Origin of the sequence: Olivibacter sp. SDN3, assembly GCF_014334135.1 — a bacterium.
Taxonomy (GTDB): Bacteria; Bacteroidota; Bacteroidia; order Sphingobacteriales; family Sphingobacteriaceae; genus Olivibacter.
In genome coordinates, this window is sequence record NZ_CP060497.1 from 5,615,331 (window position 1) to 5,631,651 (window position 16,321).

Genomic DNA, 16,321 nt, shown 5'->3' on the forward strand with positions numbered 1-16,321 from the left:
AATTTATGGAACGTTGATTTATGAAACAAGTTTTTGGGATAAATAATGATGGCTTCAGGTTCCTTGCTTGAAGAAAAGAAACAGTACCTTAAAACGGACGTTTAAATGAACGTGAAAAGGAAGTAGGAAAATTTTAAGGTTATCACTATTTTTGAACTGACAACCTAAAACTGACTACAATGAATAAATTCGTTACTATACTGACCACTAGATCTGATAAATACGGTAACACTACCTATCCGCTAAACGGCGTTTGCATTGGAATTATAGCAGCTTATGTTCTGTTATACTTTTACGTTCAACCAAAATCGAATTTCTATTTATATTACGTAATAACTTTTTTATTGTTAAACCTAATTTTATCTATTGTATATTCCCTTTTAGAGAGAAACGGCAAATTATTTAGCCGATTTATGTATTTGTGGCACAATGATTTAAATTATCTTTCAGAAAAAATCAAAATAACGCTAGCGATATCAGCAACTGGACCTATTGGTACTATAATATATCTAGGTGCAATTATAAAAGCCATCTTTGGAAAATAACGGCTGTACCATTACCGTTAAGGCTTAAAACTTCACCGCTATTAATGAGTTTAATTGGTTAATTAGCATTCCTATGTCCAAACATTTTCATTGTTAAAAATACTTACCATTTTAAATTTTTGTATCTTACAATTCAATCAAATCAGCAATGAGCATCGTAAAAAATCAGCACTATGTGCCAAGAAATTATCTTAAGAGATTTCTTAGTAATGACAAAAAACCTAAACTTTGGGTTTTTGACAAAACTTCTTCGGGTTCATTTGGTGTTACTGATTTGGGTAATGTCTGCGGCGAAAGATATTTTTACGAGACAGAAGAAAAAAACAATTTTCAAACTCTCGAGTTGAAATTAGCCCAGATTGAGAGCCAATTTTGGCCTCTATTTGATTCTTTTTTGGTCAATTTAATTGATAAACATAAGCCTATCACTAACGATATCAGAAATAGTTTTTCAACATACTTAGCTGTACAAATATTACGAGGAAAGCGAACCCGTGAGATCATATCACAAATTAAATTGTCTTTACTGGATCATTTAACTGTTAATGAGTTGGCGGAAGAAAACCTACTTTCTAACCTAAATAGCATTGAAATCCGAAATACACATGTTAATATGTTATTTAGCGATGAAAATATAAATCTCATAAAGAATAGCTTAGATGAGCATATCTGGTTTGTTTATAGAAATGAAACAAATCTTCCATTTTATACTTCTGATAATCCTGTTGTGAAGTATGCACATATGTCCGATCCTAATTTTTCTATGGATGGTTTTGGCTCTGAGGGTATTGAAATTGGATTCCCGTTAAATTCCAAATATATGTTATGTCTTATTGACAGAAAATTATTTTTTGGCCTCAACTCACAAGAAAATTTATGCTTGCCTTTAACTGACAAAAAAAATATTGTCCACTACAACCATCTACAGGTGTTACAATCATATAAATATGTATTTTGCAGTAGCAATTCGTTTGGGTTAGCCACGGAGATTGTTAACAGTTTGCCATACTTAAGAGATGTAAGTCATCCGCAAGTAGAAATAAGAACGCAAAAAAGAAAGATGCATTGTAATTGGAGTCTTCTTCAAAAACCACCTAAAAAAGTTATACAAAACTATGACAACAGAACAAGTAATATCAGCGATCGGTTTAGTCGGACTTGGTGGGCTTATTAAAAGTGGCTTCGATTACTTGATTGCTACAAAAAAAGCTAAGCAAGATGCTAAACATTCCTTCAAAGAGATAAGGTATAAAGCGATAATTCTCTTATGCTATGCACTGGTTCATTATGATAGGGAAAAGTCTATGTTAGTTATCAATCGCCCCGATATCAATTCATTAGATAGACTTCGGAATGAAGTCGAAGCTGAATTTATAAACATGTCATTGTTCGCATCTGACAATGTGATTCTAAAAATGAGAGAATTCGTATGCAAGGAAAGTAAGATTACATTGAACGACCTTGCTGTTGCAATGAGAAAAGATTTGTATGGAATAAGTACAAGATTAAACAGCAATCATTTTAACATAGAACGATCCGAGAATAAATAGAGCAGCAGCTAGCAAACTATAACCAAAACGTAGACAGATATTTAAAAAAACCACCATTTTACGGCCGTTAAAGCGAACATTTTTGTATATTCGTGTAATGTAAATTCCTAAGCCTTTTTGCTGATGATAAACTTCACGAAAAAGATTGTAGCCAGAGAGTTTTTATTGCTTCTTCTATGTCTCGTTTTAGTGTTATTGTCGATGCTGGCAATGTTAGGATGGAATTACTTGAAAAGGGCAGATTTAGTCGCTGTTAATAAAGAAATACGGAATAACAATACCTTAAAAAAGAAATCTCTTACAGCTTTCGAACAAAAAAGAAATGAAAGAAGATCTTTTTTCTATGATTATGTGTGGCATTTTCATCTTGCCTATACCCAAACACCCGATGATATGTGGAGTAGGCTAGAATATCTCGTTCATGTAGACAGTATCAAACTGAAGTGGACTACTTATGATCAATCCTTAAGAGGCTTTCTTAAGACAAAAAATATAGTTAACCCCTACTCTTTCAGTGAATATATCTCAAAAAACATGTATGCTGATGAAAAAGTGGAAATCGCGTCTTTAGGCGCTCGGAACAAAGAACTACAGGCAAAAAGAGACAAGCTTAAGCAAAATATCTTTACGACTCAAGAACTTGTTAGATCAAGCTACAAAGTTTTTGTTTTTCTAATTGTCATTCTTTTTATTATTCGGTATTTATACTATGCCACGATCTGGAGTTTTAAAGTCTTAAAGGCATGATAAATTATTAGGAAAACCACCGTTAATTTGTAAGATTGTATAATAGACCTTACAATGAAACATTGTAAGTATAAAAAAGTATTATTGTTCCATTTTCTACATATATTATGAATTATAGTTTACCAGCTCACATATTGACATTGGCCCTCTTTGTATTTGTTTCCTCTCATGCCTTTGCACAACCTTCAAAAGAAGTACTCCGTCAACAGATAAACGAAATTATCGCTGCACGAAATGCGGAAGTTGGTGTTTCTATTCTTGGTATTGAAGACGATGATACCTTATGTGTTAACGGAGACAAACACTACCCTATGATAAGTGTTTTTAAATTTCAAATTGCGCTGACGGTGTTAAGCAAAGTTGATAATGGAGAACTATCATTAAACCAAAAACTCTTTATAAAAAAATCCGAATTGCTGGAAAAAACTTGGAGCCCATTCAGGGAAAAATATCCAGGGGGAAATATCTATATCACATTAAAAGAATCACTACAGTGGATGATTTCCCAAAGTGATAATAATATTTGCGACATTTTAATAAGACTTGTTGGAGGTATTCAAGCTATCGAGAGGTTCATTGATAGCCCTAACTTCATTGCTAGAAATGACGAAGAAGGAATGCATCGAAATTGGGATGCCCAATATGTAAATACAATAACACCAAATTTTTCAACGCAGCAGCTAAAACAGTTTTACGAAGGAAAGATTTTAACTAAACCAACAACTAAATTCCTTTATGAAACTATGGTAGAAACTGTTGTTGGACTGAACCGGATAAAAGGTAAACTGCCCGAAAACCAAGAAGTTGCTCATAGACCAGGGAGCTCTTTTACCAATGATGAAGGGTTAACCGCTGCGATCAATGATGTAGGAATCGTACAATTACCCAACGGAAAACATTTTGCAATAGCAGTGTTTGTATATAACACAACGGAAAAATATGTAGTCGCAGAGGAGATGATCGCTGCTATCGCGAAAGCAACCTGGGATTATTATACTGCTAATAACCGTTAATACTTTCTACTTTTTTGAATCGAACATAGTATGTTTGACAAAAAAACCACCCTTATTTGAGACATCTTTACCATCTTTGATGCGAAATTTCAACGAAACTCGTACGTTTGTCATCGCTATTTCAATATAGCGCCAACAGTGTTTTTCGTTAAAAAGCTAAAAATCATAAATATGAAGAACAAAAATTCCTATTGGAACTGCCGCATCATGGCTCACCACCATTCGAACAGTGAAGATGCCTATTTTGCCATCCACGAAATATACTATGAGAAAGACATCCCTGTTTCGTATACTGAAAATGCAGTTGCCGTTGTTTTTGAAGAACTAAGTGATATATCCGATTATCTTGACAAGATGAAACTTGCCCTTAGTAAGCCGGTTTTATGGGCGGGTGAAAAATTCCCTAATGAATACATTGCCAAATAACCGCCACGCCACTGCTTTAGGTTATTGCCCTGATTTCCCATATTTAATACTTTCCTCCCTTTACTCAGCATTATTTGCCTGTACAAAGTTTTCGCCTTCTCCTAATTTTGTTGATTTATTGATTGAGATCCATTAGATTTATTTTGATTAAAAGAAAGCTATGGCTAACAGTAAACAAGCGACGGAATACAAGTTAGGTGAAGAAATTCTAAATATGCCGACCGAAAATGCCCGTTATGGCATTAGCTCAGCTGAAAAGGAATTTATCAATCAACTGAACAACAGGAACATTCTCTCAATCAAAACCATGAGCGACTTTACAAAATCGCTCCTCATATTGCATCATATTGATACCATCGAAGATTTAAGGAGAAACTCGTTAGATTTCCTACTTCATTTTGATGATGGAAATACTGAAAAATATTTCCAAGCTTTTTTTGAATGCAAAGATTTCTTAAAAAATGCGACCTTCAAAAATCGCAACATATTCGACAGCCTATAAATCATTTGAAAAGCAAGTTGCGAGCTTTTCTTAAATTCCAGAAAAATTAACGCAATGAAATGAAGTAGATTTGACTGGCATTTGCTTTGTCTGCAAGCCAGCTGGAAGCGGTTTGTCAGTACAAAAGCACAACTTGCATAGACTAAAAAATTTTTCCATAAACACATATTTACATAATCACGCAAATACATCATTGCATATTCATGTATTTATGCAAATTCATGCTTACATTATTACATACATTATAGCATAACAATTCATACCAGCAGCTTTATGCATCTCTATTGCTAAAACCTTGTGTCTTTTCTTTTGCTAGCAAAAAGGAAAAATAGCCACCCCTATAAAAAACGGCCTTAAATCCCCCAAAAATTGTTGACTTGTTGACTTTTTGCTATAAATCATTGTATTAAAGATACTTAATAGGTCAACTTTTAATCAACTTTCTTGTCAACATTTGAAATCGTTTGTTGACCTATAGTCAACTTTTAATTTGAATGTTGACCAATTGTTGACTGAATGTTGACTTAACAAAACACTACTAAACAGTCACTTACACTAAAAAGTCAACATTTCTTCATAAATACGGTCTAAATCGTGTTGCGTAATTCGGTAGTACCTTCCTTTACCATCGAATTCCAATAAAAACCCATTATGGTCGTACAAAAATGTGCTGAATGTAGACGCGTTAGGATGTTGCTTCAATTTCCACTGACCTTCCAATATATTACGTACCTGTGATCTTGTTATTTTTATGCCCGACCGTTCCAATAATAGCTTGGTGTGTGTATTGGTTAAGCAATAGTCATTCAACCCTTTAGCTTCCATAATCTCCCGAATGATCTCATACAGCTCCAGTTCAACCTTATTCACATAGTGCGATTTAACTTTACGCAAAGCTGACGTAGCAATTTGTTCTGGCGTGAACCACATTCGTGAATTATTCTTTGTAGATAAATTGCGACTCAACAAATAATGCAGGAAAGCAGGTATCTCGCTTTCAATCTTCCAGAGAAAATCGGGATCAAGTTGTTCGAATTGGCAGACCTTTCGTACCCAATACCGAGTTTCGTGAACGCCAATTACCATAAAATTATCCTCATTGTTAGAACACAGAATAATTTTCCCAAAGAACTCAACTTCAAAACGATCCTTACCTTTCGCCTCTGCTTTGTATGATTTTGCAGTACTTAAATTTTTAATTTTTTCACTGTCCTCTCGTCGATCTAATAGCACCTCATCTATCGCTATTATCAATTTAGACACCCAATCTGCATTGAAATTGCTTCGGAAATCCGCATTGGTATTAAACGTCATATTATTGCCGAATACTGCTTTCAATAAATTTAGGAAGGTGGTTTTTCCAGTGTTTCCTTCGCTGCTAACCAAACACAGAACCGGTAAGCGTTGCCTAGGATGGGTATATAAAAGCTGCAAATAATCAAGTCCCAATTCGTATTGTTCTCCAAAAATGTGTTCAATAAATTGCAATATTGTCTCGCATTCACTCTTTTTGGGAACATGTATTATCGGCTCATAAAGATTATAGAAACCTTGATAATCACGATGATAGTCCAAATGTTCCGGAATAGTACAAAACCCATCATATTTGGGCATTTCCTTCAGAAGAATACGCCATTCATTGGGATGATCTTGCTTTATCGCCTCTATAGTCCAAGGGATCAGCGATTCCAATACATCCTTGGAAAGTAATGGTTTCTTTACTTTCTTGTAGAAGGATGTTCCGATACGTAGATACCGATGCTGTGCTGTTGCCATAAGTGTAGAATTAAAGTGAAAGAATAATAGCTATGCTCACTTCTTACGAGCAACACGCTGAAAGGCCTCCATTCTAATTTCGCTTTCCGATTTATGATTATTTTGCAATAACCATAGGTCTATTTTCTTCCTGTCAAAAAAAAGTATCTTTCCATTAGGTTTTGAATAGGGAATTTTGCCTTCATGCACTAGCTTATAGATATAGGATTTTTTAAAGCCGGTGTACTCGGATAGTTCTTCGACATTGAATATGTCTTTGAGACCGCATATAAATCTCTCTATGCGATTAAGCTTGTGTAAGATTAGTTCATTTTCCATTTGCTTTCCTTTTTTGTTTTTACTCCAGCAAAGGAAAGCACCCGATAATAGAAACCGAAGATGGACATAAGCATACTTAACGTATTTCTCTAAAATGTTAATCTATTTGCTCAAAAATAAGATCGAGCTTTAACATATTCCTAGAACCGTGACTACGTTTCTTTGCCTGACTTGAGGAAGAGGATAAAGATTCTGGTTTAATAATGCCATTAAGATTTGTAAATATTTTTACAAATCTAACAGAAGTGAGGCTGCTTGTATTTAGTTGTAGTTTTTCAAGAAAATAGGCGGTATCGGGATTTTTAAATTCCAGTTTAAATCGTGGCTGGTTGGGTGGTACGCCGGAGCGAAAAATAGCTATGAATTCTTTACGCGCATTGATCAACTCATCGTGATCCTCATAGCTTATGAAACCATATTTGGTTAATCCGTCAAAAACTGTTGTCAGATCCACCACTGACAATGCTGTCTTAAACTCACGATCATTTCCAAGATTGTTTTCGGTAACTGGTTTCTGCTTATATCTGTTTTCAAAAGAAGTGCTCCAAGTAAAGTTTAGTAGAGAGAAAGTTAGGATAATTATTACTTGAAACGAATAAAATAATAAAACATCCATCCAGAAAATGCCGCTCGCATTGGCATAATAAAAAACACCTATAAAAAGCACCATCAAAGGCCAAGCAACAGAATGAATAAAGATTCTCGGTTTATCTACTTTTTTATCAAAAAGTACTGTCTTTTTGTTTGCCATATATTCAGCGTATATCATCGCATATCGTCTGAAAAATTTATAGGAAGAATAACCAGCCAGCCCCAATACTGCTGCAATTGTAGCAACTTTTTTAAAGATGGAAAAATCGTATTTAATGAATAAACAGGTGTATAGGCCAATAGCAATGAGGCATATAAGTATTTTCACTAATGACAGATTTGATTTAGTCATTTTTTGTACCGCTTAAGATTAACTCTGGAATAATGTGTGCCGACTCCCGCATCTTTTGATCAACAATTTTAGCATAAATGGCTGTGGTTTTAATTTCCTTATGACCGAGTCTTTTCTGGACAGTATAAAGATCCGCCCCGTTTTCCAGTAATAGCACCGCATTGGTATGACGGGCAGAATGGAAAGTAATATGTTTTTGTACCCCTGCACGATTACACCAACGCACAATCTCATTATTATACACAGCTCCGTATTTGAGACCTAGAAAGACACGCTCACTAGGAGATCGCCGTTCTCCGAGTAATTCCCGTGCTTGTTTGGATATATATAGATACTCTACACCATCCGTTTTCTCTTGCCTAAAATTAACTCTGTAAAGATTTTCACCTTCGTCTCTAACTTCCGACCAAATCAATGTATTGCAATCCGACCAACGAAGACCAGATAAACAGGAAAATATGAAGGCATTTTTTAAGATCGAATATTTGCACGGTGTGCCGGACAGTTTTTGAAGTTCATCGAAGGTCAGGTATTCTCTTTGCGTTTCTGATATTTCAAAGGCTTTAACTTTTGTAGCGAAGTTTATTGCGGTGTACCCTTCATCATACGCGCTGCGCAAACAGGCTTTAAATTTATTAAAATAGGAATATTTAGAATTAGCAGAAATGGGTAGATCGCTTTTGGTTTTTGCCTGCTTGTCAAAATACCGCCGTATACGCTTTACAAATTCATCATTCACTTCATCGAAAAGTAAATTTGGGCTTATACATATCTTTAAATGATGAAGAGCGGATGTCCATACGCCATAATTCTTTTCAGAACCTGCTTTCTCATTTGTCTTTTCAATAAAATAATCCAGAAATGGCCGCTTTGCTTTACTTTTGTTTTTAATATTGTATTTTCCTTGCAAATATTCGCTTTTACGAATAGCCAAAATATCTTCTGCAAGTTTGAGGTTTTCCCTATTTTTTTTCTTTTCGACAGCAGTTTTTGGATTCTCAGACAGATAAAGCTTTAAATATTCAAAATCACGTAGGTGAACGCGTCTGCCATCGCTATCGGTATTAGAGCCTTTGTAATATTCAATGTATAGGCTAATGGTACCGTTCTTTAGTTTTTTCTCTTTCAAGGTTATCCGCATAATCACAACTTTAGATGTACATTTGTACACCTTTTAAAAATAAAGATGTACAAAAGGTGTGACTAATATAGTAATAAAGGAATTAAACAGAAAGAAAAATTAATCATAAAATACTGATAGTCAACAAAAAGAAAACAACAAAAACTATCAGAAACTACTTTTATTTCCCGATGCAGAATTTTGAAAAGATGTTAGCTAACAGGTCATCAGTGCTCACCTGCCCCGTAATCTCCCCCAAATGATGCAGAGCCTGCCGAATATCCATGGCTAGAAAATCAGAAGTTATGGGATTATCAATACCGTACAACACTTTTTCGAGCGATTCCTGTGTTTTCTGCAAAGCCTCCACATGACGTATATTTGTTACCATCACATCATCTACATTAATATTTCGTAGGTTTACCTGCTGTAATAACTCCGTTTTTAAAGCTTCTACCCCGTCACCGGTTTTGGCGGAAATAAAAACAGGGTTTAAAGGTTCATATAATGCCGACTGCTCCGCGGACAATAAATCTTTTTTATTAATTACCAGAACAAAAGGTATCTGCAATGTGATGATATCAGCTACTTGGATAGTTACCTCATCAAAAGCGTCCTGTATTGGGTCTACCAAATAAATAATCAGCCGGGCCTGTTTCATCTTTTCACGGGTTCGCGCTACACCTTTCGCCTCAATAATATCGATGGTATCCCTGATACCTGCCGTATCTATAAAACGGAAAGTTACGCCTTCAATATTGATTTCATCTTCAATCGTGTCGCGTGTGGTTCCGGCAATTTCTGACACAATAGCACGCTCTTCATTCAATAAAGCATTCAGCAGCGTAGATTTGCCAACATTTGGCTTACCGGCAATAACTACCGGCACACCGTTCTTTAACACATTCCCTTGTTCAAAAGACGATATAAGCCGATGCAGCACTTTAGTTAGCTGTAAAATAAGATCTTTTAATTGATCGCGATTGGCAAACTCCACGTCTTCTTCCGAAAAATCGAGTTCCAATTCAATCATAGAAGCAAAATGTATCAGCTGTTCTCTTAACTGTTTCAGCTCATTGGAAAACCCGCCGCGCATCTGTTGCAGGGCAATCTGATGAGAGGCGGCCGAATTAGATGCAATAAGATCCGCCACCGCTTCGGCTTGAGAAAGATCCATACCTCCATTCAAAAATGCCCTCAATGTAAATTCACCAGCTTTAGCGGCACGAGCTCCCTTCTTAATAAAAAGCTTTATGATGCTTTCGATAATATATTTTGATCCATGTGTAGACACTTCTACCACGTTCTCTTTAGTATAAGATTGCGGTGCTACGAATAGCGATACGAGTACTTCATCCAACATCTTATGGTCATCACGTATTGTACCGAAATGTATCGTATGGCTCTTTTGTTTACTTAAATTTTTTCCGTTAAACACGCTGTCCACAATAGTAATGGCATCAGCGCCTGATAAGCGAATTACGGCTATTGCACCACTACCTATTGGTGTTGCCAAAGCTACGATAGTGTCTGTTTTTTCTGCTTGCATCGACATGAAAGCAAAGATACAACATTATCGAAGTAAAAACAGTCTCAACTATTTCGCCTTGCTTTATCCATCCTAATCATAGCTCCAAAGTCTAATTGTTTTTCCATAGCTTCTACCGTAAGAGCAATGCGCTTTGTTCGTGTAGGTTCTGTTTTAGCCTCGTTGATCCAATTAATGAAATAGTTGCGATGAGATTTTGCCAACGACATAAAACGTTCCAGCCAAAGTTCTTCTTCGCACAAACAAATTTCCAAATCATCAGGTAGGTCGATTTTAAACGTTGTATCCTCCTCTAATTGAATACGTAAGTAATCACCTTCCGCTTTTTTCAGCTGTTTACGCAACGTGGCCTTTAAAGCTAAAATAAAATCCCCGTCACCCATTGGTGTAAGTGCCAAACCGGCTACCTCAACATCATCCAAACATCCCTTTACACGAAAACTTCTACGGTAATCGGGTTTTATTTGTGCTGCAAGTTTCGCGGGAATTTCGATGTACGACCACCCGGTTTTTTCACCTTTGTTACTGAATTTCAGTATTTCTGCTTCAAATAATACCATGGCTAAAAATACAAATGCTACATGGAAAATAACGAAAATCTAATTATATACGTATCCAACAATCAAAACTTCCTATCAATTGTTAGGTATTATAATCCTTCGACATAAATATCTTATAAATTGCTTAACATGAAAAAATACGATGTTATTATCATAGGCTCCGGTCAAGCGGGCAACCCCCTGGCAATGGCAATGGGTCAGGCAGGTAAAAAAACGTTATTGATAGAAAAAAGATTGGTAGGAGGTACTTGTGTAAATGATGGCTGTACTCCTACTAAGGCCATGATCGGTTCGGGCAGAATTGCTTGGCTTGCTTCGAAGAGCAACGATTGGGGTGTTCACACAGGCAAAGTTACCAGTAACTTAAAGGCGATCAAAAACAGAAAGGACGTGATTGTAGCTTCTTTCCGAAAAGGCAATATCAAGGGTTTGAAAGATACGCCCAATGTGGAACTTTTAATGGGAACTGCCCACTTTGTTGACAAAAAAAAAATAGAGATTTTGACCGATGATGGAAAAAAAACACAAGCACATGCCGATTTGATTTTCATAAATACCGGTACAATTCCCCAAATACCTGCAATTGACGGATTGAAAGACTGTCCATACCTCACGTCTACACAAATCCTTGATTTAGTCGAAATACCTAAAGAATTAATTATTGTAGGTGCCGGATACATCGCCCTTGAGCTAGGACAACTTTACAGTAGAATGGGTGCTAAGGTAACACTACTGGAAAATGGAGATGTTTTTCTTCCAAAGGAAGATCGAGACATCGCCCAAAGTCTATACGATATTTTAACAGAAGAAGGATTAACTATTGAGTTAAATGCCAAAATCAATCAGGTAAGTCAAACAAAAAACAAGAAAATAACTGTTAGCTATCGGCAATCTAAACAACACAAAGAGCTCCGTGGCAGTCATATACTTATTGCTGCCGGAAGAAAAGCACAAACAGAACAACTCAATCTATCCGCCACAGGTGTAAAAACAGCTAATAACGGATTCGTCAAAGTAAACACCAAATTAGAAACCAATGTAAAAGGAATATATGCACTGGGTGATGTTAAGGGAGGTCCGGCTTTTACGCACATCTCTTATAATGATTTTGTAGTGGTTAGCAGAAATCTATTAGCAAACAAAAATTTAAGCATTCGGAACAGAATGGTTCCTTACGTTGTATTTACCGATCCACAATTGGCAAGGATAGGTATCACAGAAAAAGAGGCAAAGGATAAAAAACTAAATTATAAAATAGCTGTACTCCCTATGGAAAACGTAGCCAGAGGAATTGAAGTGGGTGAAACCCGGGGAATGATGAAAGCCATAGTGGACGCAAAAAATAACAGGATATTGGGCGCAGCTATTATTGGCGCGGAAGGAGGAGAAATTATGTCTGTATTACAGATGGCCATGATGGGAAAGATCTCTACTGAAACAATCCGTTATGGCGTATTTGCCCATCCTACTTATGCGGAATCGCTAATGAATTTATTTATGAATTTCAAAAATTAGCGCCATGATCCGCTTGAAGCATGTTACGAAAGTTTATGGAACTGATAAAACAGCCATTCGAGACATTAGCCTTGAAATAAAAAAAGGGGAAAGGATAGTACTACTAGGTACGAGCGGGAGTGGAAAAACAACCATACTAAGAATGATAAACCGCCTAATTGAACCAACTTCTGGTCAAATTTGGATCAATGATATTCCAATAACTCAACAAAAACCCGCATTGTTACGTCGTCAATTAGGTTATGTTATCCAACAACACGGATTATTCCCCCATTATACAGTTGCAGAAAATATAGCGGTGGTACCAAAGCTCCTAGGCTGGACTAAAGAACGTATATCACGACGAATAGAAGTGCTTATGGAAAAATTCCACATTTCTGACCAGACACTAAGAAATGCTTACCCATCTGAACTGAGTGGCGGCCAAAAACAACGAGTGGGATTAGCTCGTGCGCTAGCAGCCGCACCACCGATACTTTTAATGGATGAACCTTTTGGTGCCCTCGATCCGATCACGCGAATAAGTGTAAGGAACGAGCTTCTTCGGACAGACGAACTAAAGGATAAAACTGTTGTGCTAGTTACCCACGATACGGAAGAAGCAATCGCTTTTGCAGACCGGATATGTCTACTCGATCAGGGTTGTGTACAGCAGATAGGCAGCGCCAGCGAACTGTTATTAAAGCCTGCCAACGATTTTACTTACCAGTTTTTTACTCATAACAGATTCGAGCTTGAGCTAAAAACTGTCCGCTTAACTTCGCTTTGGAACTACTTCTCTGATGAAATTCAACCAAAGACGATAAATGCAAACAATACCTCTCTGCTACCAATAAAAAGCACTTTATGGGAAGCTTTCACGTGTCTGGTTGAAAAAAAAGATACCGAGCGCCAGGTGATTGTTAGAAATGAAGGTAAAAATCGTCGTATACGTAATGTGAACGAACTAACCAATGCTTTTAAGAAATATAAAGAACAGTACAGTAATGAACGAACAAGCTAGTTTTTTTTATTTTCTCAAACAACAATCCGCCACACTATTAGACCAGACTTTTGTTCATATTGGCCTTACTTTCACTTCACTTTGTCTGGCCATTATTGTTGCCTTACCTTTAGGAATTCTCATTGCAAAAAAAACACAACTTTCGAGGAGTGTACTGGGCTTCAGCGGTATTTTACAAACGATTCCCAGCATAGCGCTATTGGGTTTTTTAATACCTTTTGTAGGTATTGGGGCAAAGCCTGCCATTATCACGCTTTTTTTATATGCCTTACTACCTATTGTACGCAATACATATACCGGTATCAAGACGGTGGATGCAGCGGTAAAAGATGCAGCCAAGGGTATGGGGATGACCTCCGCTCAGTTATTATTTAAAGTGGAATTACCGCTGGCATTTCCGGTCATTTTAGCTGGTATTCGTACGGCTACGGTGATAAACGTGGGGGTAGCTACACTGGCAGCTTACATCGCCGCAGGTGGTCTAGGTGAATTTATTTTCTCCGGCATAGCACTCAACAATACCCACATGATATTGGCAGGAGCAATACCAGCAGCGTTACTTGCTATTTTATTGGATTGGATTATTTCCCTAGCGCAATATGTAAAATTCGACAAACTCATCAGAACAGCTTGGCTTCTATTGCTGTCCATACTTTTATTTGCGTCGTTTTATTTCCTTCCATCCGCTTATCGGGGCTCCCTTTTGGCTGGTTTTCCTCCAGAGTTCATGGGGCGCAATGATGGTTATGAAGGACTGAAAACGCGCTATGGACTCAACATACGCACAGTCGTACTTAGTGACGCCCTAATGTATAAGGCTACACAAGAAAAAGAATTGGATATAATTGCCGGTTACAGTACTGATGGAAGAATAAAAGCTTTTGATTTGAGGATATTAGCAGACGACAAAAAACTTTTTCCTCCTTATTGGGCTGCTCCTCTTATTCACCAACATACACTTGAACAATACCCTGAGCTGGAACCAATACTCAATAAGCTAGCGGGAAAAATAAATGACTCAACAATAGTAGCTCTTAACTATCAGATAGACTACGAGGCCAAAAGTCCGTCTCAAGTTGCAAAAGATTTCTTGGAAGAGCAGGGCCTTTACCGTGAACCTCAAGGAAGCAAAAGTGGTGTTTTGAGAATTGGCAGTAAAATTTTCGATGAACAATATTTGCTTGCACACATGTACAAAATGCTTGTTGAGGGCTTTACCTCCTTAGCGGTAGAATTAAAAACAGGCTTAGGAGGAACAAAACTCTGCTTTGATGCCTTAAAGAGCGGTCAGATTGACCTATACCCTGAATACATTGGAACAGGCATGCATGTCATTTTACAACTTCCTCAGCAAACTATCGATTCACTCTCCGCTAATGCACAAGGCGCTTTCGATTATACTGCCCGTTATTTTGACGAACAACACCAACTAAAGTGGCTCGAGCCAATCGGGTTTAACAATAGCTATGCCTTGATCATGAGACGCAAACAATCCGAGGAGTTAAAGGTTTATTCCATTAGTGACCTTGTCACGTATATGAAGAAGAGATAATTGTAAAATCATTTATTTGTGTTACTTGAGAGCTATATTGACGTTCGGCAACGCTCAGAGCGTATCTGTGCGCCATTGAAAACAGAAGATTATGTAGTACAGCCAATAGTGGATGTAAGCCCTCCAAAATGGCATTTGGGACATTCATCCTGGTTTTTCGAACAGTTTATTCTAAAACCTTATCAAAAAGGCTATCAGGAATTCGACGCTAATTATAACTTTGTTTTTAACAGTTATTATGAAACTGTTGGCGCGCGTGTTATCCGCACTAATCGAGGCAACTTAACTAGACCATCCGTAGATGAAGTAATGGGGTACCGTACTCACGTGGATGAAGCAATGCGAAGCCTGTTACATCATGCGGATCAATTACCGCAAGAGATAAAAGAACTGGCAACTCTCGGACTAAACCACGAAGAACAACATCAGGAACTCCTGCTCACGGATATTAAGTACATCTTAGGTCACAATCCATTGTTCCCGCCATACTATCAAAATAGAAGTAACGGAGTACTTGCTTATGTACAGACCTCAGATAAGCTAACGACGGAGCGTAGCGTTAGTATTGATGAGGGACTGTATCAAATTGGTCACAACGGTCAAGGCTTTTGCTTTGATAACGAATTATCTGTACATCAGGTATATATACCTTCATACAGCATTCACAAACAACTGGTTACGAACAAAGAATATCTAGAGTTCATACTAGATGGAGGCTACCAGAACTTTCGTTTTTGGCATGCTGAGGGCTGGGATTGGGTAAAGAACAATCAAATTGAAGCGCCTTTATACTGGCATAAAATAGACAATGTATGGCAACATTATACCTTTGGAGGTTTGCAAGATATTAATGACAGCGAACCTGTTTGTCATGTCAGTTATTATGAAGCTGCCGCTTATGCTTCGTGGAAAGGAAAGCGCTTACCTACAGAATTCGAATGGGAAACGGCCGCTGATAAAATTAACTGGGGAAAACGATGGGAATGGACAGAAAGCGCTTATCTCCCCTATCCCAATTTTAAAAAGCTACCAGGCGCCATAGGTGAGTACAATGGAAAATTTATGGTTAATCAAATGGTATTGAGGGGTAGCTCTATTGCAACGAGCCCGGGGCATAGTAGAAAAACCTACCGAAATTTCTTCCACCCCTACTTGAGGTGGCAATTTACTGGAATAAGGCTGACCAATTAATCATTCATATT

Annotated in this window: 16 protein-coding genes; 10 read left to right on the plus strand and 6 right to left on the minus strand. The window is 37.2% G+C overall.

The annotated features are described in order from the left end of the window. Window positions 1-693: 693 nt before the first annotated feature. From H8S90_RS23535 to H8S90_RS23560, 6 genes are all read left to right on the plus strand, one after another. Window positions 694-1,719, plus strand: a complete 1,026-nt coding sequence (locus tag H8S90_RS23535; protein ID WP_187340216.1) for a DUF4238 domain-containing protein — start codon at window positions 694-696, stop codon at window positions 1,717-1,719. Beyond that, complete coding sequence (locus H8S90_RS23540) at window positions 1,661-2,095, plus strand: hypothetical protein (RefSeq protein ID WP_187340217.1); 435 nt, start codon at window positions 1,661-1,663, stop codon at window positions 2,093-2,095. Before H8S90_RS23535 ends, H8S90_RS23540 begins: the two co-directional genes overlap by 59 nt. Before the next feature lie 123 nt (window positions 2,096-2,218). Continuing rightward, complete coding sequence (locus H8S90_RS23545; RefSeq protein WP_187340218.1) at window positions 2,219-2,842, plus strand: hypothetical protein; 624 nt, start codon at window positions 2,219-2,221, stop codon at window positions 2,840-2,842. A 107-nt stretch (window positions 2,843-2,949) separates the two neighbouring features. Beyond that, window positions 2,950-3,855 (plus strand): class A beta-lactamase, subclass A2, encoded by a 906-nt coding sequence (gene bla / locus H8S90_RS23550; RefSeq protein ID WP_187340219.1) that lies wholly within the window; start codon window positions 2,950-2,952, stop codon window positions 3,853-3,855. Between the two features lie 171 nt (window positions 3,856-4,026). Beyond that, on the plus strand, window positions 4,027-4,281 hold the full coding sequence (locus H8S90_RS23555; protein ID WP_187340220.1) for a hypothetical protein: 255 nt from the start codon (window positions 4,027-4,029) through the stop codon (window positions 4,279-4,281). A gap of 160 nt (window positions 4,282-4,441) precedes the next feature. Further along, entirely contained in the window at window positions 4,442-4,783 is a 342-nt protein-coding gene (locus H8S90_RS23560) for a hypothetical protein (protein ID WP_187340221.1), read from the plus strand. 555 nt (window positions 4,784-5,338) lie between these two features. On the opposite strand, the gene H8S90_RS23565 is transcribed toward H8S90_RS23560, so the two are convergent. From H8S90_RS23565 to H8S90_RS23590, 6 genes are all read right to left on the minus strand, one after another. Further along, window positions 5,339-6,559: a primase-helicase family protein gene (locus H8S90_RS23565; protein WP_187340222.1), complete on the minus strand. Its 1,221-nt coding sequence runs from the start codon at window positions 6,557-6,559 to the stop codon at window positions 5,339-5,341. A gap of 36 nt (window positions 6,560-6,595) precedes the next feature. Continuing rightward, window positions 6,596-6,877 (minus strand): AlpA family transcriptional regulator, encoded by a 282-nt coding sequence (locus tag H8S90_RS23570; protein WP_187340223.1) that lies wholly within the window; start codon window positions 6,875-6,877, stop codon window positions 6,596-6,598. Window positions 6,878-6,974: 97 nt separating this feature from the next. Then, window positions 6,975-7,820, minus strand: a complete 846-nt coding sequence (locus tag H8S90_RS23575; protein WP_187340224.1) for a hypothetical protein — start codon at window positions 7,818-7,820, stop codon at window positions 6,975-6,977. Then, on the minus strand, window positions 7,813-8,961 hold the full coding sequence (locus H8S90_RS23580) for a site-specific integrase (RefSeq protein WP_187340225.1): 1,149 nt from the start codon (window positions 8,959-8,961) through the stop codon (window positions 7,813-7,815). Before H8S90_RS23580 ends, H8S90_RS23575 begins: the two co-directional genes overlap by 8 nt. 160 nt (window positions 8,962-9,121) lie before the next feature. Then, window positions 9,122-10,489 (minus strand): tRNA uridine-5-carboxymethylaminomethyl(34) synthesis GTPase MnmE, encoded by a 1,368-nt coding sequence (gene mnmE / locus H8S90_RS23585; protein WP_187340226.1) that lies wholly within the window; start codon window positions 10,487-10,489, stop codon window positions 9,122-9,124. A gap of 44 nt (window positions 10,490-10,533) precedes the next feature. Then, the gene (locus H8S90_RS23590) at window positions 10,534-11,049 is read right to left on the minus strand and encodes a YdeI/OmpD-associated family protein (protein WP_187340227.1); all 516 of its coding nucleotides are present in this window, start codon (window positions 11,047-11,049) and stop codon (window positions 10,534-10,536) included. Window positions 11,050-11,178: 129 nt separating this feature from the next. Here H8S90_RS23590 and H8S90_RS23595 point away from each other — a divergent pair, with 129 nt between their 5' ends. The 4 genes from H8S90_RS23595 to egtB are packed head-to-tail and all read left to right on the plus strand — an operon-like array spanning window position 11,179 to window position 16,310. Further along, the gene (locus tag H8S90_RS23595; protein ID WP_187340228.1) at window positions 11,179-12,564 is read left to right on the plus strand and encodes a mercuric reductase; all 1,386 of its coding nucleotides are present in this window, start codon (window positions 11,179-11,181) and stop codon (window positions 12,562-12,564) included. 4 nt (window positions 12,565-12,568) lie between these two features. Beyond that, window positions 12,569-13,567, plus strand: a complete 999-nt coding sequence (locus H8S90_RS23600; protein WP_187340229.1) for an ATP-binding cassette domain-containing protein — start codon at window positions 12,569-12,571, stop codon at window positions 13,565-13,567. Continuing rightward, window positions 13,551-15,119 carry an ABC transporter permease/substrate-binding protein gene (locus tag H8S90_RS23605; protein ID WP_187340230.1) on the plus strand — a complete coding sequence of 523 codons (1,569 nt, stop codon included), beginning with the start codon at window positions 13,551-13,553 and terminating at the stop codon, window positions 15,117-15,119. The genes H8S90_RS23600 and H8S90_RS23605 overlap by 17 nt, the downstream gene beginning before the upstream one ends. An 18-nt stretch (window positions 15,120-15,137) precedes the next feature. Next, window positions 15,138-16,310, plus strand: a complete 1,173-nt coding sequence (gene egtB / locus H8S90_RS23610) for an ergothioneine biosynthesis protein EgtB (protein WP_187340231.1) — start codon at window positions 15,138-15,140, stop codon at window positions 16,308-16,310. Window positions 16,311-16,321: the final 11 nt, after the last annotated feature.

Excerpts from the sequence above, each read along its gene's own strand:
- H8S90_RS23565 (WP_187340222.1), bottom strand. The coding sequence starts at position 6,559 with ATGGCAACAGCACAGCATCGGTATCTACGTATCGGAACATCCTTCTAC.
- H8S90_RS23555 (WP_187340220.1), top strand. The coding sequence starts at position 4,027 with ATGAAGAACAAAAATTCCTATTGGAACTGCCGCATCATGGCTCACCAC.
- H8S90_RS23535 (WP_187340216.1), top strand. The coding sequence starts at position 694 with ATGAGCATCGTAAAAAATCAGCACTATGTGCCAAGAAATTATCTTAAG.
- H8S90_RS23545 (WP_187340218.1), top strand. The coding sequence starts at position 2,219 with ATGATAAACTTCACGAAAAAGATTGTAGCCAGAGAGTTTTTATTGCTT.
- H8S90_RS23570 (WP_187340223.1), bottom strand. The coding sequence starts at position 6,877 with ATGGAAAATGAACTAATCTTACACAAGCTTAATCGCATAGAGAGATTT.
- H8S90_RS23600 (WP_187340229.1), top strand. The coding sequence starts at position 12,569 with ATGATCCGCTTGAAGCATGTTACGAAAGTTTATGGAACTGATAAAACA.
- bla (WP_187340219.1), top strand. The coding sequence starts at position 2,950 with ATGAATTATAGTTTACCAGCTCACATATTGACATTGGCCCTCTTTGTA.
- H8S90_RS23575 (WP_187340224.1), bottom strand. The coding sequence starts at position 7,820 with ATGACTAAATCAAATCTGTCATTAGTGAAAATACTTATATGCCTCATT.
- H8S90_RS23560 (WP_187340221.1), top strand. The coding sequence starts at position 4,442 with ATGGCTAACAGTAAACAAGCGACGGAATACAAGTTAGGTGAAGAAATT.
- H8S90_RS23605 (WP_187340230.1), top strand. The coding sequence starts at position 13,551 with ATGAACGAACAAGCTAGTTTTTTTTATTTTCTCAAACAACAATCCGCC.
- H8S90_RS23580 (WP_187340225.1), bottom strand. The coding sequence starts at position 8,961 with ATGCGGATAACCTTGAAAGAGAAAAAACTAAAGAACGGTACCATTAGC.
- H8S90_RS23595 (WP_187340228.1), top strand. The coding sequence starts at position 11,179 with ATGAAAAAATACGATGTTATTATCATAGGCTCCGGTCAAGCGGGCAAC.
- mnmE (WP_187340226.1), bottom strand. The coding sequence starts at position 10,489 with ATGCAAGCAGAAAAAACAGACACTATCGTAGCTTTGGCAACACCAATA.
- H8S90_RS23590 (WP_187340227.1), bottom strand. The coding sequence starts at position 11,049 with ATGGTATTATTTGAAGCAGAAATACTGAAATTCAGTAACAAAGGTGAA.
- H8S90_RS23540 (WP_187340217.1), top strand. The coding sequence starts at position 1,661 with ATGACAACAGAACAAGTAATATCAGCGATCGGTTTAGTCGGACTTGGT.